The sequence below is a fragment of the Ferruginibacter sp. genome, assembly GCF_014377975.1.
Lineage (GTDB): Bacteria > Bacteroidota > Bacteroidia > Chitinophagales > Chitinophagaceae > Ferruginibacter.
Map to the genome: position 1 here is coordinate 1 of NZ_JACMOO010000011.1, position 24,824 is coordinate 24,824.

The 24,824-nt window shown below is 39.6% G+C and carries 17 protein-coding genes; 5 read left to right on the forward strand and 12 right to left on the reverse strand.

Going from position 1 to position 24,824, the window contains the following annotated elements:
• Positions 1 to 3,081, forward strand: a 3,081-nt coding sequence (locus H7254_RS00885; protein WP_301931178.1) for a T9SS type A sorting domain-containing protein, incomplete at its 5' end; no start/stop codon positions are given.
• Positions 3,082 to 3,681: 600 nt separating this feature from the next.
• Positions 3,682 to 3,843, forward strand: coding sequence for a hypothetical protein (locus H7254_RS00890; RefSeq protein WP_301924003.1), 162 nt, complete (start codon positions 3,682 to 3,684; stop codon positions 3,841 to 3,843).
• A gap of 277 nt (positions 3,844 to 4,120) precedes the next feature.
• On the opposite strand, the gene H7254_RS00895 is transcribed toward H7254_RS00890, so the two are convergent.
• Positions 4,121 to 4,717: an HD domain-containing protein gene (locus H7254_RS00895; protein ID WP_301931180.1), complete on the reverse strand. Its 597-nt coding sequence runs from the start codon at positions 4,715 to 4,717 to the stop codon at positions 4,121 to 4,123.
• Positions 4,718 to 5,109: 392 nt separating this feature from the next.
• Here H7254_RS00895 and H7254_RS00900 point away from each other — a divergent pair, with 392 nt between their 5' ends.
• Positions 5,110 to 11,292: an MBG domain-containing protein gene (locus H7254_RS00900; protein ID WP_301931181.1), complete on the forward strand. Its 6,183-nt coding sequence runs from the start codon at positions 5,110 to 5,112 to the stop codon at positions 11,290 to 11,292.
• A gap of 88 nt (positions 11,293 to 11,380) precedes the next feature.
• The gene (locus H7254_RS00905) at positions 11,381 to 13,345 is read left to right on the forward strand and encodes an adenylate/guanylate cyclase domain-containing protein (protein WP_301931182.1); all 1,965 of its coding nucleotides are present in this window, start codon (positions 11,381 to 11,383) and stop codon (positions 13,343 to 13,345) included.
• A 171-nt stretch (positions 13,346 to 13,516) separates the two neighbouring features.
• Here H7254_RS00905 and H7254_RS00910 read toward each other — a convergent pair whose 3' ends face one another.
• From H7254_RS00910 to H7254_RS00960, 11 genes are all read right to left on the reverse strand, one after another.
• Complete coding sequence (locus H7254_RS00910) at positions 13,517 to 14,752, reverse strand: DUF2254 domain-containing protein (protein ID WP_301931183.1); 1,236 nt, start codon at positions 14,750 to 14,752, stop codon at positions 13,517 to 13,519.
• A gap of 65 nt (positions 14,753 to 14,817) precedes the next feature.
• Positions 14,818 to 16,218, reverse strand: a complete 1,401-nt coding sequence (locus tag H7254_RS00915) for a cytochrome b N-terminal domain-containing protein (RefSeq protein ID WP_301931184.1) — start codon at positions 16,216 to 16,218, stop codon at positions 14,818 to 14,820.
• A 10-nt stretch (positions 16,219 to 16,228) separates the two neighbouring features.
• A complete protein-coding gene (locus H7254_RS00920) occupies positions 16,229 to 16,687 on the reverse strand; it encodes a ubiquinol-cytochrome c reductase iron-sulfur subunit (RefSeq protein WP_301931185.1) in 459 nt (152 codons plus the stop codon).
• A 37-nt stretch (positions 16,688 to 16,724) separates the two neighbouring features.
• The gene (locus H7254_RS00925) at positions 16,725 to 16,931 is read right to left on the reverse strand and encodes a hypothetical protein (RefSeq protein ID WP_301931186.1); all 207 of its coding nucleotides are present in this window, start codon (positions 16,929 to 16,931) and stop codon (positions 16,725 to 16,727) included.
• Between the two features lie 4 nt (positions 16,932 to 16,935).
• Complete coding sequence (locus tag H7254_RS00930) at positions 16,936 to 17,766, reverse strand: cytochrome c oxidase assembly protein (RefSeq protein ID WP_301931187.1); 831 nt, start codon at positions 17,764 to 17,766, stop codon at positions 16,936 to 16,938.
• A gap of 3 nt (positions 17,767 to 17,769) precedes the next feature.
• The gene (locus H7254_RS00935) at positions 17,770 to 18,333 is read right to left on the reverse strand and encodes a heme-copper oxidase subunit III (RefSeq protein WP_301931188.1); all 564 of its coding nucleotides are present in this window, start codon (positions 18,331 to 18,333) and stop codon (positions 17,770 to 17,772) included.
• Positions 18,330 to 19,976: a cytochrome c oxidase subunit I gene (gene ctaD / locus H7254_RS00940; protein ID WP_301931189.1), complete on the reverse strand. Its 1,647-nt coding sequence runs from the start codon at positions 19,974 to 19,976 to the stop codon at positions 18,330 to 18,332. The genes H7254_RS00935 and ctaD overlap by 4 nt, the downstream gene beginning before the upstream one ends.
• 3 nt (positions 19,977 to 19,979) lie before the next feature.
• Positions 19,980 to 20,930: a cytochrome c oxidase subunit II gene (gene coxB, locus H7254_RS00945; protein WP_301931190.1), complete on the reverse strand. Its 951-nt coding sequence runs from the start codon at positions 20,928 to 20,930 to the stop codon at positions 19,980 to 19,982.
• Between the two features lie 57 nt (positions 20,931 to 20,987).
• Positions 20,988 to 21,164, reverse strand: a complete 177-nt coding sequence (locus H7254_RS00950; RefSeq protein ID WP_301931191.1) for an aquaporin — start codon at positions 21,162 to 21,164, stop codon at positions 20,988 to 20,990.
• Between the two features lie 50 nt (positions 21,165 to 21,214).
• The gene (locus H7254_RS00955; protein WP_301931192.1) at positions 21,215 to 21,361 is read right to left on the reverse strand and encodes a hypothetical protein; all 147 of its coding nucleotides are present in this window, start codon (positions 21,359 to 21,361) and stop codon (positions 21,215 to 21,217) included.
• A 173-nt stretch (positions 21,362 to 21,534) separates the two neighbouring features.
• Entirely contained in the window at positions 21,535 to 23,925 is a 2,391-nt protein-coding gene (locus H7254_RS00960; protein ID WP_301931193.1) for a glycoside hydrolase family 15 protein, read from the reverse strand.
• A gap of 686 nt (positions 23,926 to 24,611) precedes the next feature.
• Between H7254_RS00960 and H7254_RS00965 the strand changes: the two genes are divergently transcribed.
• Positions 24,612 to 24,788: a hypothetical protein gene (locus H7254_RS00965; protein WP_301931194.1), complete on the forward strand. Its 177-nt coding sequence runs from the start codon at positions 24,612 to 24,614 to the stop codon at positions 24,786 to 24,788.
• Positions 24,789 to 24,824 lie beyond the last annotated feature (36 nt).

Genomic DNA, 24,824 nt, shown 5'->3' on the forward strand with positions numbered 1-24,824 from the left:
ATAACTGTTACACCTGCAGCAGGTATTACGCTTTCTTCTGCAAATGGAACAGATGCACAAACTGTATGTAACAACAGCAGTATAATACCAATCACTTATGGTATTTCAAATGCTACCAATGCATCGATTACCTCAGGTGCATTACCGGCAGGTGTTGGTGGTGCATTTAGTGGCAATGTATTTACAATTAGTGGTACGCCATCCCCTGGTGTAAGTGGTACATTTAGTTATACCATTACAACAAGTGGAGGCTGTGCTTCCGCAACAATAACAGGATCTATTACCCTACAGGCGCAAACTATTAGTCTTACTTCTGGTGTAGCTTCTCCGTCAGTTTGTAATAATGCGGCCATGTCAGCAATCACTTATACCATTGGCGGTACGGCAACGGGTGCTACTCTCTCAGGTGCACCTAATGGTGTTACCGGTGCATTGGTTGGCAATATTTTTACAATTAATGGTACACCAAATGATGCTAACGGCGCTTACAATTATATAATTACCACAACGGGAACTTCCTGCGCACCAGTAACTATTGGTGGCACCATTACCATACAAGCTGCTGCCACGGGCGGCACGCTACTCAGCACTGTATCTATTTGTAGTGGTGGAAATGGAACACTTACCCTTTCGGGACAAACCGGTACCATTCAACATTGGGAATATTCTACCAATGGAGGTACTAGCTGGACTTCTATTGCAAACGCTTCCATCACACTAACCTATACCAATGTAACAGTTTCTACCAGTTACCGCGTAGTGGTAGGAAATGGTTGTGGTAATGTAAATTCTTCAATAGCCTTAGTAGGTATTCATAATTATTGGACAGGAGCTGTTAGCAACGATTGGAATACAGGTGGCAACTGGGCCGATGGATTGGTACCTTCAACTTCTTGTCCGGATGTAACTATTCCTGCTGTAACAACTAACAATCCTGTTGTAAGCACAAGCACTTTAGCCATAACTAATCTAATCATTAAACCAACTGCTAGTTTAACCGTTAGCGGTTCCGGAATTTTGCAGATAGCAGGTACTATAACGAACACTGGAATTTTTGATGTAAGTAACGGTACGCTTGATTTTAACGGTGTATCCGCCCAGAGTTTTTCCGGTAGCCTGTTTGTTGGTAATACCTTAAAAAACCTTACCGTAAGCAATGCCGGCGGTCTTACTGTATCAGGATCAGGAATTCCTTTAAACATAACCGGTGTACTTGGCTTTGGCAATGTAGGTAACGCCAATCTAAATACAGGCGATAATATAGTATTGATATCTAGTGCATCAGGTACTGCTATGGTAGGTGATATCACAAATAATGGTGTAAATTCAGGCAATCATTTTACTGGCAAGGTAGCAGTAGAGCGCTATTATCCAGCCCGCCGGGCATGGCGCCTTGTAACAGTGCCTCTGTCTGGCACGGGCAGCGTGTTTAACACCTGGCAAAATGCAGGCACTTATATCTCTGGAAGAGGAACCTATGTTTCAGGCCCGGGAGCTAATATAGCCACAAACGGATTAGACCCAAGCCCGCGTAATAATACATCCTTAAGGCTTGGATCGGAGCTTGCCTATGTACCCAATACCAAAACCTTGTCGCTTTCTGGTTCTACGGGTACTGCTGATAACAAAGGATTCCTGATTTTTGTAAGAGGAGACCGGTTACCCGGACCTACTCTTTTCGATGCTGTTTCCAGCAACAACACAACTTTAAGCAGCACGGGTGCTTTGCAAACCGGAAATCAGCAGTTTTCAGCAACAGCAACTTTGGGAGGGTACACCCTTATAGGTAACCCTTATGCATCTCCTGTAGATTTTGCTAAACTTACCCTGAATAATTTAAGCAAAAAATTCTATGTGTTTGACCCCAATATTAACACCCAACAGGGAGCGTATGTAACCATGTTAGAGACATCTCCTAATTCAGGAATATACTATGGAACACCGAACCGTCCTGGTGGCCAAACAGGTATTATTCAATCCAGCCAGGCATTTTTTGTAAAAACATCCGGAGTTTCACCGTCAATATTATTTACAGAAAAATCAAAATCCAGTATTAATAATCTAAGTCTTTTCAGACCAATGAATCCAACGGTATCCCAATCCTTCAGAACCAATTTATACCTGATAGATAATAATGGCAATACAGTTTTAGCGGATGGTAATCTGGCAAAATTTGATAACAGTTATAACGCAGGTGTAGACTTAGAGGATGCCTTAAAATTTGGCAATGTGTATGAAACCTTTGGTATATTAAGCGGCAAAACTTCACTGGCTGTAAGCTTCAGACCGGTACTTACCAAAGAAGATACGATCTATTACAAATTCTCCAGAGCAAAGCAACTAAAATACCAGTTTGAATTTGAGGCTGATAATCTGGAACAGGATAATCTGGCAGGTTTTATAGAAGATAAATTTCTGAACAAGGCTACCCCAATCAATATGAACGGTACTACCCGGTTTTATTTTGAAGGAACGCCGGATGTAGCTTCCAGAGCAGAGGATCGCTTTAAAGTGGTGTTTAAACCCTCTGTTGTGTACACCAGTCTTACGGCCAACGTGCTTAACAGCGATATAGCGGTAGAATGGAATGTGGCCAGCGAAACAAACATCAAAGGGTACGATATTGAACGTTCTGCCGATGGGAATCATTTTACCAAAGTATCCGACAGGGCCAGTTCGGGCAACAATGCAACATCGGTTGGATACAACTGGCTGGATGTGTCACCTGCATTGGGTTATTACTATTACCGCATCCGCAGTATTAGCAATAACAATGTGGTTGGTTACAGCAATGTGGTTAAGGTAAAGCTCAACAAGAGTACACCAGCCATGTATGTATTCCCTAACCCGGTTACAGAAAACATCCTTCACCTGCAAATGAATAGCATGCCAAAGGGTGTGTATGGTACCAGGTTAATTAATAATCTTGGACAGGTGTTAGGCACCAGCTATATTGATCATCTGGCAGGCACGGGTACGGAAACCATTGAGCCAAATACCAGACTGCTTTCGGGGATATATCAACTGGAAATAACTGCACCGGATAAAAAAACAACTAGTATTAAAGTAATTGTGAAATAAACACACTATTGTCACATGAATTACCGACTGCCCCACTTTGGGGCAGTTTTGTTTTAAAAAGATGCCAAGCTAATAAATCGATTGGGAGTTTTCCTTTCAACGGCTGCACCCGGTGGGTTTTTAAACCAAACGGCGTAAGATTTGACAGCAACCGAAGATAAATAGTCATCAATGTTGGGCAGTATTAAATTTTTCGATAACTTTATGGTCAATTACTGTTAAAAATATCTACCTTCCATCCTCTGCAAAAATTTATTGCTTACTTTATAAAACAGAACTAATTAATCCCTACATTAATTTTTACTGCTAAAATTTAGCTGCTTCTAACCAATTCCTTTACAACGTATTACCTGTTGTTGAATAACTAACTACTCATTTAGTTGCCTTGCCGGTGCTGGTATTATTTGCCACTGCCTTTAACAATTATACACGGATTATTTTTATGCTGTTTGTTTTTAATTTATGTTATAAACAATCTTATAACATCCAGATTCCAAACTAAAATCAGGGTTAATTTAATTTGGTAATTCCTTTATATTTCATTTCAGCAATTGATGCAGAACAGCTGGAAGATCTTTTTAAAATCATAACATAAATTGCATGAAAACTACATTGTACGCTTTAGAAAACTGGAGTAAAGTATTGGATGCTGTAAAAAAAGGATTGTTATCGCTTCTGCCCCAACCTGCTTTGCAACCGGTTGCAAACAGGTTACCTAATAGAAGAGAAGACTTATTGCGGTCAGGAAGAAATGATAGTTAATTTATTGATTGCACAATTACAAATTTCGGTCACACCAACAATGATTAAGACGGCAATATCCCCGTCGTAAAAATCATCGATACCTGCCCTGTTACCTGCCGGGGCTTACTGATGATCATTTTTCATAGTCAATCGAATACATTGAAGCTTAGCTGGCTGATTTTAGTATCACTATTGTGCAACAGTAAACTAAAAGTTGCTGAAATTAATCAGCACTTTATGGTTAGTATTTCAAAGAAACACGCAGCTTAAATGTACGATTTTTAAAAAAGCAGGGTTAAGCAGGTGAGTTAGCAGCGGCAATCATTTCAAGATAAAGTTGTTTTTGAACTGTTCTCAGTTTTTTATCGGTAGTAGTAAAATAGCTATGTTGTTTAAAAAACTTAATTTGTATTACATTCCAGTCGTATTCAGTGGCCACAAAATTGCGTGCTTTTAATTCTTCAAATAAAGTACGACTAATGTTAAAAAAATCTGCCCGTCCAAGGTAATCCAGGTCTGCATCACAAATAATTTCCTCCTGTACAGTAAGCGGTGTTTGAGGAATTTTAGTGGCCATTATTAAACCGCACACGATATCAATTTGTTTATTTGTAAGGCCAAAGGCGGGCAGTTCCTTTTTAGCAAGATCGCATCCTGCAGTTTCATGCTCATGATAAGTAAAAAGAAAACCGGTATCGTGGTATAGGCAACCAGTTTTTAAAAGAAACAGCTCTTCCTGGTCAGTTATTTTTTCACTTTGTGCAATTCTTATTGCCTGCGTTTCCACATCAATGGTATGGTGCACCCCATGATACAAAAGATCATGAGTTAGTTCGTGGGCCAGCTTTAGCAAAATAGCTTTGCGTATATTCTCGTATATTTTTTCTAACATAAATTAACACAAACTTAACTAAAAAAATTAAACAGTAAAACGATAGATTGCGTGTAAAAATCAAAAGTATTTTACACTTTATGCGAAGATTTATAAATTGACTGTTTTGTAAACAGTTTTTTTTAAAATTTATTTCAGGCAAATAAAATAAAAACCTAATAATTAATTATCTCGGATATTGTTTATATTTGAATTACAATACTTCACGTTTCAAAAGTATTCTCTATAGTCAATTCCTATAATTAACAAATAAATCCTTCCTTTTATTTTACAATAATGATGCAGCTGCAAGAATTTGTGCTGTCTCCATTAACATGTAAATTGTTGAAATAAGTTCTATGCTAAACTTGGTTAACTTAATCTTTTAGACTTACTTTTTAACAACTTATTTTATGCGACGATTTTCTACCTTCAGTAGATCAATAAAATTATTATTGGTCATTGCACCTTCCTTTTTTTTAAGTGCAAAATTATTGGCACAGCAGACCAGTATTTCAGATTTTGTAATTTTTGGGGGCAGTAAAAGTAGTGGTCAGGCAGCGCCTTCAGCGCCTGGCTATGCTGTTCAGATAGGCTCTGCGTGTAATATTCAAGGTGGTTCTATTGGCAGTTTTGGTCTGGTAAAATCGACCGGAAACTTAACAGCCAATACAAATATTTTTAGCGGAGGTACTATTCAGCTTGCAAACGGGAATGTGGTAACCGGAAGAATTGCGGCAGCAAATTATCCTTATACAGCAGGAACTATTCTTTCAGTAGGATCCAGTACAAATATTGGCGGCAATATTGATGTAAATGGAAATATTATAATTGGCCTGGGAAATATATCAGGAAATGTTACACATCCTGCCGGGACAACCTACACCGGACCGTCCATTGGCTCAAGAAATATAATTGGTAAACCGGCTCTTCCAGTACTTCCTTCAATGCCGGCAATCAATACTTTTCCTACTGCCGGAACAGTAAATATTACTACTTCCCTGATCATTAAGCCAGGGTCATTTGGTAACCTTAGTTTGGCAGGAAATAAAACGCTTACCCTTTCAGGCACCGGGATATATGTTTTTAACTCAATAAAAAATTCCGGCAGTACCAATAATTTTGTTTTTGATTTTGGAAATGATCCCGTCGGTACCATCAAAATATATGTTTACGGGGATGTGGATTTAAATAAAGTAATGGTCAGCATAATCAATGGAGGGAGTGAATCAAGAATTTATAGTGAAACCCATGGTACTGGTTCAACTTGTTCCTACGGGCCAATTGCCTGGAATATAGCCAATGGATCTTCTGCGCAACCATTCAAATGGGTAGGTTCAGTTTGGGCGCCGTTCGCTGCCATTAATATTGGTTCGGGAGCAGGTTCAAGCTCTATTAAAGGGGCTTTATGGAGTGGTACACAAGTAAATATTCAGTCAAACAACACCATCACCTTCGCCCCATTTAATTTCTGTACACCACCCAATGTAAACGCGGGTGCAGACAAAGCGTTGGACTTCGTAAATCAAACTACACTAAATGGTTTATCCACTACTTCCGGTGTATCTTTTAGCTGGCAGACATTAAACGGTGGAGTAATCACCTCACCTGTAAATGCAGCATCCATTACTGTTTCCGCGGCGGGAACTTACGTATTTAAGGCTTCTTCAGGAAGTGGATGCTCTTCAACAGATACAGTTATTGTAACCGGTAAAAATAATAGTATTATTGGATCAGAATTGCAGTCCATATATGATAATTTTAATCCGAACGCGGCTCCTTCGCCCTTCTTCACTGTACAACATGACAGCATCTATATTGATATCATTACAGTAGAAGGACAATACGCAGCAGCGTTGGCAAAGTTTACCAACGCTCCCTTCGGGTTAACAAATCTTTTAAGTAACGGATCCAGTAATTTTATTATCACGGGGTTGTTTCCCATTAGCAAACTGCCATTATTAAATGTAGAGACTTCTTTGATTGTTTATGTCAGACCTTATTATGCAGCTTTTGGTAATAGTGGTATTGTAACAACTGCGGGTGATACCGCCATGCGTTCAAATCTTGTTCGCAATGGATACCAGTTACAGGGTGCGGGAGTTAAAGTGGGGGTAATTTCTGATAGCTATAATACCATTCTTGCCGGCACCTCCAATCCAAAAACAAATACCGCTGCCCAGGACGTTGCCAATGACGACCTGCCGGGCATTGGAAATCCTAACGGGAATACAATACCGGTAACTGTTTTGAAGGATTTTCCTTTTAAGCGTACCGATGAAGGAAGAGGCATGCTGCAAATAGTGCATGACGTGGCTCCCAAAGCAGAACTATTTTTCAGAACCGGATTTATCAGCGCAGGTGATTTTGCAACGGGTATCGGAGAATTAAAGCAGGCGGGCTGCAATATAATTGTGGATGATGTAACCTTTATTACCGAGCCTTTTCTTAAAGACGGTGTTGTAGCAGCAGCCGTAGATGCGGTTACTGCATCAGGCACCACCTATTTTTCTGCAGCAGGAAATTTTGCCAATAAATCATACGAAAATTCTTTTAACCGGATCACGCCTGCCGGGAAAGCACATGATTTTGGAGGCGGCGATACTTTGCAAAGCGTTACGCTCAAACCAGGAAACTATACAATTGTACTTCAATGGTTAGACGATATTTATTCTTTGGGCCAAACCTCAGGGGGTGGTACAAAGAACGATCTGGATATTTATTTAACTCCTGATGGAAAATCCCTTTTTGGATTTAACAGGAACAACACCAATGGTGATCCGATTGAAATATTACCATTTACAATAGCTGGTACCAGTCCGGTTAACACCAATATTTTAATTACAAATAATACACCTGGCAGTAATCCTGCACGTTTTAAGTACATCGTTTTTCAGGGTGATATTACCATCAACGAATACAATACTGGCTCTTCAACGCTTGTAGGACAGGCAAATGCTTTAGGTGCTATTGCAGTGGGCGCAGCCAGGTATGATAAAGTACCACCATATCCCGGACCATTAGCTGTAGAGTCTTTCTCTTCTATTGGTGGTACTTTTGTAAACGGTCAACAAAGAAAAAAACCTGACCTGGTAGCTCCGGATGGAGGCAACACTACCGTAAATTTAGGACCTGATTATCCGGCCAATGCACTGGATGGGTATCCTAATTTCTTTGGAACCTCGGCTGCGGCTCCGCATGCAGCCGCTGTTGCTGCGTTAATAATGGAAGGAAAGAAAAAGTATTCAAATCAGCCATTGACTTTACCAGGTGAAATTAGAAGCATTCTGCAGATTTCAGCCACAGATATGTATACCGCAGGATTTGATTTTACCTCAGGTTATGGATTTGTCAATGCCGATTCTGCTATGCGGACATTTGCCAAACCAGATCCAACACTGATTCATTTAGTAGTTCCTTCAGGTGTGGTACCGGGAACATCTACATTTACATTAACGGTGACAGGAGTAAATTTAAGCCCTACTTCAATAATAAAGTTTAGAGATTCAAGCCTTGCCACAACAGTACTTAATTCAGGTGCGGCCACTGCTGTAGTGCCTCCTTTTATTGGCAATCCTTTAATAAGCGTATATACACCTCCCGCCAGTATAAGTGGTTTGGATGGCGGATCCAGTGATAGTCTGAAATTTTTTACTATCGCTAAAAAAACAATCATTATTTCTGCAGACAACAAAACAAAGAAATTTGCGCAAGACCTGCCTGCTTTTACTACTACTATCCTGGTAGATAGTATTTCATTACAAAATACCCAACTAACCCTGTCAGATTTAGGGCTTTCAGGTATGAACTTAATTTCAGCGGCAACTGCCAGAAGTAGTGTCGGTACTTATGCTATTGTTCCTTCACGGGTATTTGATCTAAAAAATGCAGTTGATATAGGTCTTTTAGAACTCTATAATTATAAGTTCAATCCCGGAAGCATTACCATTGCAACATTACCGGTTACTGTTACAGCCAAAAGTTCCACCATTGTCTATGGGCAAAAAATTCCTGATATACAGTTTACCTATCAATTTAGCGGAATAAATATCTCAGATTCTGTGGGTTTATTGACTAGTATTCAATCCACTCATCAAAGCCAATTGGCGAAGGATGCATTGGGAAATGATATATTTGGGTTGGTAAATGGTAAAGCCATTACAATAGTAAACGGCCAGGCTGTACCAATTGTAAATGGGCAGGCGGTTACCATTGTGAATGGTAAAGCAGTAACTATTGTAAACGGCCAGGCTGTTCCAATTGTAAATAGCCAGGCAGTTACGATTGTAAATGGTGCACAAACCACCGGAACTATAAATGGCCAGGCTGTAACCATTGTTAACGGAACGGTTACTGATACCAGCAGAATTAATTTGACTGCTGCCCAGGTGAGTAACCTAAGTTTTTCGGCAACAGTACCAACGCTGCAAAATGCACACGACACCGTTAACAAAACACTGGTAAACGGCATTTATGTAACCGGAACTACCAAAGTGGTTGATATAACCCAGGAGTCAATTTTGGATTTTAATAATAACTCGGCCCAGACTTATATGCTGAGCTCTGTGTCTCAATCAACGCCTAAAGGATTGGTTGATATGGAATCCATTACAAATGGGCAAGCGGTGACTATTGTGAACGGGAATACAACCTCTGGAATTTTAAACGGTCAGGCGGTGACAATCGTGAATGGTCAGGCGGTAACGATTGTAAATGGTCAGGCGGTGACTATTGTAAATGGCCAGGCTGTTACCATCGTAAATGGCCAGGCAGTAACTATTGTAAATGGTCAAGCCGTGCCGATTGTAAACAATCAGAACAAAGATGCAGTGATAGTAGATTCAAGTGAAATTGGTCTGGGGATAAGTACATTAAAATCGCTGAATATGATTACAGGTCTTGAAGCGGGCAACCAGTTTGTGATTCCCGGAACGCTCTTGGACGATAATTTGGATATAACCCATATAGCGGGTATCATAACAATACTTCCAGCACCGGTTACTATTACCGTAGCTTCAGGCCAAACTAAAATATTTGGTTCAGCCGATCCAATATTTACTTTTGGTAATAATATTGGATTAAATACTACTGCCTTTAGGGGAGCGGTTGGCCGGGTAAGTACCAATGATGTTGGATCCTATGCGTATACATTGGGAACGCTTTCTGCCGGAACTAATTATAGTTTAAGTCTTTCTACTATAACACCCCTTTCAACTTTTTCCATTACTGCAAAAACAGACACTATATCACCAACCGCGGGGCAAAATAAAATTTACGGTGATCCAGATCCAGCAGCATTTACTTACACAGGTACCGATCCTTTGGCAACTTTCACAGGAGCACTAGGCCGGGTAAATGGCAGCGATGTGGGTAATTACGCATATACGCTTGGTAACCTATCTGCTGGTACTAACTACAACCTGGTTCTTTCCGCCACTGAGCCAGTATCCAGTTTTGCTATTACAATAAAAACAGTCACTATATCACCTAACACTGGTCAAAGTAAAACTTATGGTGATTCAGATCCGGTGGCATTTACTTATTCAGGCAGCTACCCTTTGGCAACCTTTACAGGAGTATTAGCCCGTGTAAGTGGCGGCGATGTGGGTAATTATGCCTATACCCTTGGTACCTTATCTGCCGGTACTAACTACAACCTGGTTCTTGCTACCACTGCACCTTTATCGGTTTTTGCTATTACAAAAGCTCTATTGTCTGTAAAAGCAGATGATAAGGTGATTTTTAAAGGAGATGTTAAACCAATATTTACATCAACAATTAAAGGGTTAGTAAACGGAGACAATCCCATCGTAAGTTATACGCTAAATCCTAACTATACTGGTGCAGCAGGTGTGTATTGTATTCAACCATCTTTGGATTTAACCAACTACACAGTCAATATTACGAATGGTAATTTATATGTAAATCCAAAAGGGTCAGGAGCTGAAGATGTTGACATCCGTCTTAGTTGTGTAGAAGATCGGGGTGCCGCATATCTTCCTGCCAACCGCAGGTATATTGCACATTTCTATGCCGAAAATGAAAATACAACTACCGTCTATGTACCCATTGGAAATGATAATAAGCTTACTTCCACCGGTTCATTCGATGGGTCTATGCAGCCGATGATATTTGTACCGGGAATTACGCATTACAATGTTCTTTTTGATGGCGGCACACTGAAATTGTCGCTGGGAACTTATAGTGGAAATACTAAAATAGTGGAATCAGTTACTGCCAGTTCTTCATCGTATAAGTGTGTCAATTATGCAGGGGGAAGGACTGATAATACCAATACGACGGCAGTACAGAATGCTTCGAAAATAGTACAGCCCGAAAAAAATCCGGCAGGCAATGTAAATGTATTTCCAAATCCTGCACGGAACCTGGCTACTATCTATCTATCCAATGATATCATCAATGTGAAGGGTTTATTGCTAATAGATGCCTATGGAAGGCAACATCCTGTAAAACTGGTCAGACAGGTTTCAAAGCACTCCATAGAAATTGATTTATCCGGGTTGGTGAGTGGTATGTATTTTATAAAAGTGAAGGGTGAAAATGGTTATAAAAACATTAATATTGTAAAAGAATAAAATGACAGGCAAAGAAAGGGAAACGATCAACGTACTTTGTAAAAAATATCAAGTTCACTATAAAAATCTATAGTGTTAAATGATTGACATGAACTATAAAAAATTAATTCTATGTCTGTCTCTTTTATCTGTTTCTCTGAAGGGTTGGTCGCAAACCGATGCAGTAAAAAAAACAGGTGGGGGAGACAGCATTCTTGTAAATATTTTATTAGATCAAAGCAAAAGTTATTTTGCTGATTCGCCGGCAAAAGCCATTGCCCTTGCCGTTAAGGCTAAAGGAATAGCAGATAATATTCATTTTCCCAAAGGTGAAGCGTACGCATTAAAAAATATAGGTATCGCTTATTATTATCAGGGCAAATATCTGGAAGCATTGGACTATTACCGCCAGTCTTTAAACTTTTTTAAAGAGATAAAAGATAATGTGGGCATTGCCAATGTGTACAGTAATATGGGCGTTGTTTATTACGAGCAGGGGGACGATGTAAAGGCACTTGAAAACTACCTGGAGTCTTTAAAGTATGCAGAACTTTCCGGTGATAAGCTCAGGATGCTGACCACGCTTAACAATGTGGGAGGAGTATATAACAATAAGCCAGCTACACACGATAAAGCACTTCAATATTATTTACTGGCGCTGCCCATTTCCGAAGCATTGGGTAGAAAAGTAGAGTTAGGCGCTATTTCCGTAAATATCGGTTCTATTTATGCTGATAAGCAGGATCATGCAAAAGCAATGGTTTATTTTAATAAAGCGTTGAAAGTATACGGCAATGCTGAAGGTAGCCAAAATGCTTACAATGCTATCGGCGAATTGTATAACAATGAGAAAAATTTTGATCTGGCATTGCAGAATCATATCCAGGCATTGACTATTGCAAAAAAACTAAACAATAAACTTTCTATTGTAAATTCCCTGATCGGATTGGGTAAAGTTTATGTAAAGAAAGGGGATTTTAAAAATGCCATTATTTATTTTAAAGAGGCCGAATCTCCGGCTTTAGAATTGAGTGCCAATACCCAATTAAAGGATATTTATGAAAAAATGTCTTTCTCATATGCATATTCTGCCGACTATAGAAATGCGTTTGAATACCAGACATTATTTTCGAACATTAAGGATACGCTGTATAATATAGCGAACGATAAAAAATTAGGAAGCCTGCAGAACGATTTTGACCTGCAAAAAAAGCAGGGAGAAATTAATTTACTTACAAAAGTGAAGGCTTTGAATGAGTTGCAGATTGAACGGCAAAAATTTGCCAGAAACGCCTTCGCCGCCGGTCTTGGATTGGTTTTTTTAATAGCGTTGCTTATTTTTAGAAACTATCGCGAAAAGGTTAAAACCAATAAAATTCTTGACCAGCAAAAAGTTCAGATAGAAAATTTATTATTAAATATTCTGCCTTCGGAAGTAGCAAAAGAATTACAGCTAAAAGGACAGGCCACCCCCAGAAATTACGAATCGGTTTCAGTGATGTTTACTGATTTTAAAAGCTTTACCATTCATGCCGATAAAATGTCGCCACAGCAATTGGTAGAAGAATTAAACACCTGTTTTATAGCATTCGATAATATCATTGAAAAGTACGGCCTTGAAAAAATTAAAACTATCGGAGATTCGTATATGTGCGCAGGGGGTATACCAACTCCTGATAAAAAACATGCCTACAATATTGTAAAAGCCAGTCTTGAAATTCAGGAATACATTGTGCTAAATAACAAAAGAAAATTTGCAGCAGGGCTGGAGCCATGGGATCTGCGCATAGGCGTTCACGTTGGGCCCGTGGTGGCTGGTGTTGTGGGTAGAAAAAAATATGCATATGACATTTGGGGCAGCACCGTTAATATCGCAAGCAGACTCGAAAGTAATGGAGAACCTGAACAGGTAAATATATCCGCCTCTGTATACGAGTTGGTAAAAAATGAATTTTCCTGCAGCTACCGCGGAAAAATATATGCCAAAAATGTGGGGGAAGTAGATATGTATTTTGTTGAGTCAGAAACCAGCATTTCAATTGATAAACACTCTTCCAGCACCATCTCCATTTAACAATTATTATCGAAGGATATCATCACCAGACCTTGCGGCGGACTATATTTTCTGCAATCCTTTTTTTCTTACTTTATCAGTAAAAATGATAAAAACTAAAATACAGGCAGCGGCAGTATGATAAAAATATAAAAAATTACTAACGGCTGTTCGCCGGTAATCCTTACCTGCTTATTTTATAGTTGTGAATACGTTATCCGCAACCTGTGCATTAATCAATCCTAAAAATTTATCATAAAGCACAGTGTAGTGGCCATCTTTATCTGAATATTTCAGTTGCTCCATTGTACTCCTCAGTTCATTTTGTATGTATAAATCTTTTTTTCCATATTCCCATATCGGTTGGAAGCACTCCAAAAAAAGTGGTTCAAAATCCCATTCACAGGTTTTTATCCTTGCATGTCCATCGTTGTCTTCAAAAACTGTTTTTATAATATTTTCCATCCTAATAAGAAACAGCCCTGTCAACGCATTGACGGCCAGTACTGCAGTTTCAGGATCATTTATACCAGGGCTCAATGCTTTTATAGCCACTTCTGCCAATTGATGAAAACCAAAATAATGATTCTTCTCAATGGGTTGTCCTTTATAAAAATCAACCGTGTCAATAATTCTTTTTTTATCTTCTTCCGTTAATTTTTTTGTACCAAAAAAAGCCAGCAGTGGTATGCCTTTTAATAAAAAACTTCCGGCAGGTTTCAAAAACCTTATCATGCCTTCAAACTCTACTGCCAATTCCAGCATCGCCATTTTATTAAACTCCTGAAAAAAATTTGAATCAGGTACATTAATATGCTGCGGGTTTCCCTGTGGTTCAAACGGAAAGGGCTGTTCAACAAAACATGCTTTTTTAAGACTTTTAAAAGTCTTTTTTCCTACATGCCCGATAATGATTTCAAATTTTACTAATTGAGTAACATAATGCAGAAAATAAATAAATAAAAAAATATCAAGTACCGTTAACAACAACAACAAATAAATACTTAATGCAGGTATATACACACCGGAGTAGATATCGCGGATGGTACTTAATAAAAAAAGTGCATACACAATGGTGCCGATATAAAACCCCAGTATAATTTGTTGAAAGCGATTACCTATCATACTTTCCAGCATGCGGTTGCTCATTTGCGAAGCTGCCTGGTTCAATAAGATCATTACCATTGAAAAGCTAAAAACCGTAAGCGAGATTATGCCACTGGCAATTGTGGAAACGATGGAACGGGCGGTACTGGCATCCTTTAACCTGACCCATGAATAATTGCCTTTGATTTGTTTACCCATCGCTGAAAAGTCGAGTTCAAGCATGGCCCAGGACAATAGCAGAAAACCTATCGCTATGATGGCAGGGAAAAACGCGATACTGTTTACCACAATATTGTAGCTTTTTCTAAGCCATTTGATCATATTATTGTATTAGTTAAGCGAATGAAAGTAAACGGAACAGAAGCAATCATCAATTACTATACCTGTTATTTTTGAGCCGCTAAAAAAGCGACCAGATTACTCAGTTCATTTTTATTAAGTATACTGCCGTATGCAGGCATGTTTCCACCGCCGTTTACAATCCGGATGGCCAGTTCATCCTTCGATAATCTATTACCAACGTTTGTAAGATTTGGACCGGCTTTGCCGCCATAGTCGTGCATGGTGTGGCAATACTGGCACCCTTTTACATAGAAGAGATTCGCGCCATGTGCAACGGAAGTATCGCCATGGCTATTTTTTATAACCGCCAAGGGCAATGCTTTGGTTTCAAATTTTGGCGACCATGGAGCCTTTAATCCCAACACCAGCAAACTGGTTACAAAAACCAGCACAATGATTACACCAAACATCGACCACGGCCTTTTTAAAGGGCTACGCTCGCCTTTATTTGATAAAAAAGGTATTGCCAATAAACCAACTACTGTAAGCACAGGCCCAAGCATCATGGCAATAGATTCTATACGTTTAGGCATTAAAGCGAAAAGCGCAAAAAATGGCAGCATGTACCAATCCGGATGAGGTGAAGTATGTACCATGGAAGGGTCTGGCGGACCGGTAAGTGCTGGCGCGCCAAAAATAAATGCAAGGCCAAGGATAATCATAATAATAACAGAACTAAACAAAACATCACCAATAACAGCATTAGGCCAAAATGGAACACCCTTTTCTTTTAAAAATATTTTATACCATTGGCGATAAGTAGCAGGATCTACCAAACGGCCCGCTTTGGGTGGTTCTGAAATACCATTTCTTAAAACGAGGTACAGGTGAAGACCAATAAAAGTAAACATCAGCGCCGGTATAATAAAAACGTGGTAAGAATAAAACCTGCTAAGGCTTTGGCCACCAATGGTGTCGCCACCTATTAGCAAACGGGCCATGTATTTACCCACTAGAGGTATTCTTCCCAACTGCTCCGCTGCCACAACCGACGACCAGACACCATTAGAATCCCAGCGAAGTAACTGCCCGGTAAAGCCCATAAAAATAGTAAGCAGTAGCAGAAATACACCACTTATCCAGTTCATTTCGCGGGGAAATTTATAAGAAGCCGTGATGTACACCCGCATCATGTGAACGCCCACCAAAATAATCATGCCCGATGCGCCAAAATAATGGATGCCTCTTAATACGTTTCCAAACTTAGCCTTATTGGTAATAAATTCCAATGACTGGTATGCGTTGTTGGAAGACGGCTGGTATAGCAACGACAATGATACGCCGGTTATCACCTGCAGTAAAAAACAGAAAAGCGTGCCACTTCCAAAAACATAACTCCACAATTTTCTGGGTGGAATCTTGTGGTTGAGCAATGGCTTTAGCAACCCGGTGATGCCTATCCTGTCATCGAGCCAGGCCCATATTTTTTTTAAGATTTTTTTCATTGAAAAGTAATCATGCTGTGAAGGGAAGCGATGCCGTTTTAATCTGAACCTGTCCATTGGAAACCCTGACATCATATTTTGTAAGTGGGTTTGGAGGTGGCCCTGCGGCTACCGTACCATCTTTGTAATAAACGCCGCCATGGCAGGGGCACATAAATAATTCCGCCTGTGCTTCCCAACGAACCGGACAACCCAGGTGCGAACAGTTAACGGCAAAGGCAATAAAATTATCCTTGTCCGTACGCCTGAGCCAGGCTGCAGATTGGGCGGTTACACCTGCGTAAGGTTCCGGATCAGCATTGGTAAAATTTACCAGACTGGTACTACCAATTTCAAAACCTTCAGGATTGCCCACGTTGCGCCATTGTGCCTTTTTCGTTTCTAAGATGGGTGCCAGCAAAGCGCTCATTACGGGAATTGCCGCCAAAGCGGCACATGCCCCAGCCAGGCCCAGACTTAATTTGAGCATAAATTTTTTTCTGGAAATCTGTTTTTCGTTTGTCTTATCAATCATGGCGTATAAGGTTTATCCACCCAACGAGTGAGATGATAAAAGTAATGAAACCGGCTAACGAAATCAGCCAGATAGTAAGCAAGCCCCAGCCCATAAAAGTTAATCCCAGCGCCATAAAAAATGGCCAGTAAGTTGGCTTCAGCAATATCTCAGGTTTGGCTTTCACCATTTCTTTTATTGGTTTTTTATTTTCTTCCATCAAATTAATTTTTTACAAGTTTTGGCAATGTAACAGGCTGATGCCAGTTGAACCATTTTATCAAAATAACCATACAGGCAGAGAGGTAAATAAAACAACAAGGCACCCACATAATAAGGCCGGCCATTTGTTGATCGATGGCTGCAGAAATATTCCAGTTGTTACGGATAGTCGGTAAAAAACCATACATATCGTGAACGTTTTCGTAATGCGGGTAAGTGCCCGGCGGTGCGAAGGTTATCATCAACCCCAATAAAGAACAGCACACACAGGCCGAAGAAAGGTATAAAACAGCACTCAATGCAGGCATTTTATTTTTTACATCAGGGCGTATAACCGGCCATGCAAATAAAATTCCTGCCATCAGTAAACTAATAAGGTGAACGTAATGCAAAATGCCCATTTGATGGGTTTCTCCCATCATCATCATTCCATCCATTAAAAACATTTGATTAAAAATGGACGGAATATGCCAGATCCACATTATGCCAACGCCTGCTATCCAAAACAAAAAAGGAAATTTCGCTGCCTTGCCGGAGATAAAATCAAATTGTTTTTTACACCTGTTTTCTACAGGAAAACCCGCCAGCAACAAAGGCGCTGCAATCAATAAAAGAATGGTATGCGTGGCCATATGCACACTGAACAGATAATTTTCACCCAAAAAGTGCAGCGGCGATAAAGTGCAGATTATCACTAAAAAAATACCTGTAAAAAAATAAATCGCCTGCTTATTTAATTTATAAAAATTGGTATAAAAATAACCAGCGCAAAGCAGCAGGATAAGGGTGACTATCACCCAATCAAAATTCCAATAATAAAATAAATCGTGCATGGGTTATCTTTTAAAATGATTAAAAAATGGCAATACGTACACCACCCCAAAAACAATGACCCAAACAATATCTACAAAATGCCAGTAAATAGCTACTGTGCTGATGGCACTTGAGTTTGGCCGGTTAAAATCGCCCAAAAAAACCAGTAACAACATAATGGATAAAATAACCAACCCAATAAAAACATGCAGCCCATGAAAGCCGGTAAGCGCATAAAAGCTGGTACCAAAAATACTGCCGCTGAGTGTGATGTTTTTATGAATGAGGTTAGCGTACTCATTGCCCTGGCCAACTAAAAAAATTGCACCCAGTAAAATGGTGATACCCAACCAAATTTTTAAACTATTTATTTTACCATGTTTGTATTTATTTTCGGCCAGCATTAAAGTAAAACTGCTGGCAACTAACATTACCGAGAAAATACCTGTTTTTTCAATATTAAGCTGCTCTACCTGGTGCGGTTCAAAACCGGCGTTATACGCCATGTACACAAAACCTATTATCAACGATAAAAAAAACATCGCTTCAGTGCCAACTACCAGTTTCATCATTGTTCTGTTCATCATCCTTTATTTTGATGTTTAATATCCCATAACGGTCTTGTGCTTTCAACAACCTGCACTTCATCAAAATTTTTTAAAGCTGGTGGTGATGAAGTTGTCCATTCTAAAGTAATAGCGTCCCAGGGATCTTTGCCCGCAGGTTTGCCCTGTTTAATACTTTTTTTGATGAGGTATAAAAATAACAGCATTGAAATGCCCATAGTAAAAGCACCCATGGTTGAAACAAAATTAAGTGTACCATAACCAGGCAAATTGGGGTAAGTAAAAACCCTTCTGGGCATACCCATTAAACCCAGTAAATGTTGCACCAAAAAAGTAAGGTTAAAGCCAATCACAAATAACCAGAAAAACCATTTGCCCAATTTTTCATCCAGTATTTTCCCCGTCATTTTTGGAAACCAATAAAACAGACCAGCGAACAAACCGAAGATAGTACCACCAATGAACACATAATGCAAGTGCGCTACTACATAATACGTGTCTGTCAACTGCCAGTCTATCGGCACAATTGCAAAGGCAATACCGCTTAATCCGCCAATCGTAAATTCTACCAAAAAAGCAATTGCAAACATCATGGATACAGAAAAACGTATTTTTCCGCCGTACATGGTTGCTAGCCAATTAAAAATTTTGATACCAGTTGGAATGCCGATGAGCATGCTGCTGGCGGAGAAAAACGCATCGACCGTGTTGCCCAGGCCAACTGCAAACATGTGGTGTATCCATACGCCAAACGCAAGCAGGGCAATGGCTACAGAAGAAGCCGCGATGTAGGAGTACCCAAAAATAGGCTTGCGGGAAAACACCTGAAACACTTCTGACAAAATACCAAATGGCGGCAAAATCAAAATATACACCTCGGGATGGCCAAACAGCCAAAACAGATGCTGCCACAACAGCGCGGAACCACCGTTTTCAGTATTAAAAAAATGGGCATTGAACTGCCTGTCCAATAAAAGCATTGATAAGGCAACATTCAAAGATGGAAAAGCAGCCAATAATAAAAAAGAATTGACAAATACCATCCAGACAAATAAGGATAATTTATTAAGCGCCATTCCTTTAACCCGATAATGTAAAATGGTCACAATTAGATTGACAGAAGTAGTAACACTACCAATACCCGTAATCAATAAACCCATGGCATAATAATCGATGCCTGGCGAACTGGAATAATTTTTTTGGTTTAGCGGCGCATAATTGAACCATCCCGCGTCTGGCGCACCACCTGCTAAAAAGCTGAAATACAATAATAGACCGCCAAAAAAAGTAAGCCATAAACTAAATGCGTTCAATCTTGGAAAAGCCATTTCATTGGCACCAATCATCAACGGTACCATGTAAACCGAAAACCCAAATACAGCCGGCATCGCAACCAAAAAAATCATAGTTGTGCCGTGCATGGTAAAAATCTGGTTGTAAGTTTCAGGGCTTAAAAAGTGGTTGAGCGGTTGCGCCAATTGGATACGCATCAGCAATGCTTCTGCCCCACCAATCAGGAAAAATAACAATGACACCAACAGGTACAAGATGCCCAGCATTTTATGATCGACAGCCGAAATCCATTGCAGCAGCCCCTGATCAGAACTTTCTCCCAAATTTGGGAACGATCTTAATGGATCTGGTATTTCAACCAATGCTTCCATACGTTACTTTAGTTGTGACAGATAATGTGCAATTGCCCGTAGTGAATCTTTTTCCAACATAAAATCGGGCATGTGAGCTCCAGGTTTTATCTGTTGTGGATGATTGATCCAATCATTTAAATTTGATTCGTTGTTTGCTAAAAGTCCGGTTAGCAGATATTGCCGGCCGGCCAAATGTGTCAAATCGGGGCCAACCACAGCAATGGCAGATGTCCCTTCTATTCTATGGCAACCTGCACAACTTTTGTTCTGAAATAATTCTTTTCCGGCTATAGCCTCTTTGTCCATTGGTTCTGCGGCCTTTTTAGTATTTGCCATTAACCAATTATTATAATCGGCTGTTGATTGTGCTACTACCTTTATCCGCATCCACGCATGCTGTGCCCCACAGAACTCGCTGCACGCACCAATATAATCACCCGGCTTATTAATATTTACCCATAAAAAATTTGTACGGTTAGGAATCATGTCCATTTTATTTCCCAACTCGGGTACCCACCAATCGTGTATCACATCTTTAGTTCGCAATTCCAGCAAAAGCTGTTTGCCCACCGGTAGATGTACTTCGTTTGCCGTCACCATTTTTGTAGAAGGATATTCCACTTCCCACCACCATTGATGGCCGGTTATAATTACGTCTGGTTTCATCGAAGCATTTACAGTTGGAGAAATTGCTTTTACAGTTATCACTGTTTCATAAAAAAAATAAATCAGTAATAGTGCCGGAACACCAATCATCAATGCTTCCAGTTTACCACTGCCGGTTGTTTGTTTTGGTTCAACATCATCGCCCTTTCGGTGGCGAAATTTTATACATATATAAGTTACCAAAAAAATAACTAATAAAAGCATACCCCCTGCCGCAATATTGAAGGAATGTAAAAGGCTGCTTATTTTTTCTGCTTGTTGCGAAGCAGGATTGCTAAAATATTGTAGCAAAATGGTTTTTTGCATCTTTATCAGGTTACTTTAAGTAAGATATTGCATCAATAAAATTTAAGCACAAAAGAATTATTTATGAACCAATAAAGCTCCATCAGCATTATTTTTAAATTTATCCTTCATCTTTCTAAAAATAAATTTACCAAACAACATGCCTAACAGCGGAGTAGTGCAATACAACCAAAAATCTTTCCAATTAACCGCTACAATAGCTGAAGCAAATGTTCGTGTATGATTCATGCTCATACCACTGAAAGGTGCTTAAAAAGTGATGATAAGTGTAATTAAAGAAGAGACTACAACGGGCGTGAACTTATTTCAACTTTTTTATCCCCATAAATAACACCGGCCATATCAACAAAAATTCCATTCCAAATAGTACCAATATCCCAGACTTCCCCGGCACTGTTACCACATAATTTATTTCGGGGTTTTTTGTCCACAATGGAAAAATCATTGCAACGAGATAAACAATTAAACTGCCACCTGGCAATTGTAAAACAATATTGAAAACGAATGGGCCAATTTTATATCACCTAAACTGGGAACAAAGTATCGCAACCATTTTCGGTGCCAATGACATTAGAGACGGAAATTTTCCTTGATGTATAAATTTTTATTTGACGCTGATACTGTAATTCCTGTTTTCCCAATGGCCGGCTTCCTTCCAAAAAAAGGTGAACACTATTTCTTTACCGGTAAGCTTTTCTGACGGTATGTCGATGTAATAAATACCGAATCCTGTATCAGCACTATCCGTTTCGTTGGCAGTTTGCCAATCATCAACAGACCAACACAATTTTGTGGCTGCTTCCGTTACAATCCTAAGTGAATTGCCTTTGACTATTCCGTTGCAAGGGAACATAAACCGCCAAATATCCAATTTATTTTTTGTACCTTTTTTGATGTAGCGTTCCATGGTATGGTCCGGCATATCAAAAACCTTTTTTTGGTTGATGGAAGCGCAAAGCTTTACGTATTCGGCATGTGCCCAAACCAATGGAATAGCAGAACCGGAATGTTTTCCAAAAAATAATTCTTTTTCGGGTATATCGTTGGTATCCCAAATCTGTTCAGAAAAAAGTTCGTGACTGGCGAAACTTTCCATTGTTTGCATTAGCTCCCTGGCTTTTTTCATATTACCAGCGGCTATTTCATAGTGCGCCCGCTCGCCTGTAAGTAACGGCCATGCCCTGCCAATGCCCGTTCCATCAAAAGCGCTTCCGTCTTCCTGTTCGCCGTATCCATCATTGATGTACCTGTGCCAGCAGGGGCCAGTGGGTGTTTCCACTTTTAGTTTTGCGTCAATAACTTTTATGGTATCCAATATTTTAGGATCATCGGCGCTGCGCAATCCAAAGCGCACCAGTGCCAGTGCGTCCACACTTATCAGTTCGTTTAATGCTATATTTTTTTTATCATCGGGCCTGTTTTTTAATCCAAGTATCTGTCCATCCAGTTGGCCCGAAAAGCAACCTGTGGGATTTATCCTGATATAGTAACCCTTAACGCCCACTTCTTGTGCCAGTGGCGTATCAGTAACATATAACCAGTCTTCAATTTTATGGTTCCAATAATCGGCCGTTTCCCGGCAGTACCGGGCCAACACAGCTTCATTATTTTTATCGGCCAATTGCGCAGCTACCAATAAAGCTGCAATACAGGTGGCGATGGTTGAAATAGAAATACCGCTCTCCTCCTCCCATCGTTCCTGCGGCGATAATGGTCCGTAGCGTAACAGAAAAATCACTGCTTTTTTAGCTGTTATCCATGCAATCCCTTTTAGATAATCATCCAGCATATTTTCTTTAATGCAACTGCCAATCAGTAAAATAGGGAATGCTGTTTGGTCTAATTGCAGTGCATTTAAATATGATGTCCCTTTTAACCACATATTTTGTGGCCAACAACCAGTTGGTTCCTGGGTAGCCATTAAATAATGGAGCACCCTTAAACAATCTTCACGGGCATTGAAAGCCAAAAATCCGCCTGAACATTCTACCAGGTCGCGGGGCCAAACCAAATGGTAACCGCCTAAATCACCATCGCCTCTGGTGTTGCCCCAGGGGATGGACATACTGGCAATAACTGCACCCGGAAAATGAAAAGCCTCATGCATGCGCATTACCGCAATACTGTTTCTGAACAATTTGCCAGACTTCAAATCTTCCGGGTTACCATTATTGATGGATTTGTGCCAATCTTCCCATTGCCGGATGTATAATTTTTTGGATGATTCAAATCCCGCCAATAAGCTGGCATGCGCATGCAACGCAGCTTCATCAGCGTCACGGCCAAAGGCAATGGCCAATGTAAATTCCGATGCATTACTTAAATCTATTTCCGCTGTCAGGGCCAGGTTGCCAGATGCTGCTTTTTGATATTCCCACTCCATTTTTTTGTGGGCAGCCAAATCGGTGTAGCCATCGGACGTTCCCACAAAACCTACCGATCTTTTTTTCCATGGCAACGAACAGGCAAGGGCGAGGGAAATACCTTCCCTTTTTGCAAACAACATGTGCACGCCTTTGTATTCGCCCAACCAGCCGGTATTGTCTGCACTTTGGTTACCGATATGCGGTGCCAGCAACACAAATAGCCCATAGTCTTTTTTATCGCCTTTTAAAGTTGTGAACCTTGTTTTTTGTAAAAAAGTATTCCTGCGTGGGTCGGTTAATATTTCCTTTTCTATTTTAAAAATTCCGTTGTTGCAGGTATTGGTTATTTTGAAAGCGGGAATACCATTTCCCATCATTTGAGTTTCGTGCTGTGTATCCCTTTTTTCTTCTGAAAAAAATTCTTTTCCGTCGGTTACGAGCATTCCCATATCGCGGATGCACGCATTGTCTTCCCTTGGAAAATAAATTTCATTTAAAATGCCATGGCTGATGGTAAAATTGATGGGGCTATTAGAACCGAGCGATTTTCCAATACCAGATTTTGCACTAGATGTCCATTTGCCTAAAATACCGGGACAACCCGGGGCATTTTTTTCGTTATTTTCCACAATAAGATATTTAAATGAAAGATGAAATACTGTCAACTTAATACATGGTTGAACAGCACTTCTAAAACAATCATTTAATAAATACAAACATCATTCCTCAACTCTCTTAAATGTGTTGCTTTTATTTATTTTTTAGAAAAATATTTTCGGACTTTTTAGTGTAATGCAGTGGGATAGACAAAACTTTTAAATTTAAATAATTCAAAAAATAAGCAGCGCAATTTTCTAGCGTTTAACAAGTTGTTTACAATTTTTTCCGTAACCCTTTTTAAGTCAATTTTCCTTTGAGCATTTTGCTGCAGGTAATCCCAATATAGCCTGTGAGAAACAGGAAGAATATAATTGGGTATGCTAATTAATCTAAAATAGTTGTTGCAGAAATAATGCTATAAAAAAATTATAATACCTCACTCTTTTCCACTTTCAAATTAAACTGCGCCTTGTTGTATGCAGTAAACGCTTTTAAATAATCGATCTGGATCTCTACATAAAACGGCTATTCTTGAAATATTTTAAACAGTTTGGTCGTTTCCAACTTTTACCTTTCCTTACTTCACCAGGTAACTTCTCTTATTAATTGCAATACTTTTTTAGCGATGCCGGTTTGCTCTTGGACGTTTTCAAGCTCTGTGTTGGATGTATATATTTCTTCATTAAACTGGCTTTTAAAATCTGCCAGTTTGTTTTTGATCTACCATAAAACAGAAAAAGCATCCATAGTAAATCTTTATCTTTCACGGCTGACTTATTGGATAGTAAATACCATCCGCCATCAACTAAAACAAAAAGATATCATCAACCAATGGAGGGACATGATAACAAAAATGATGAAAGAAAATAACGGGCACCATAATAAACAATGATTGCTATCAACAAATCACCATTCACCAATGCAGTGA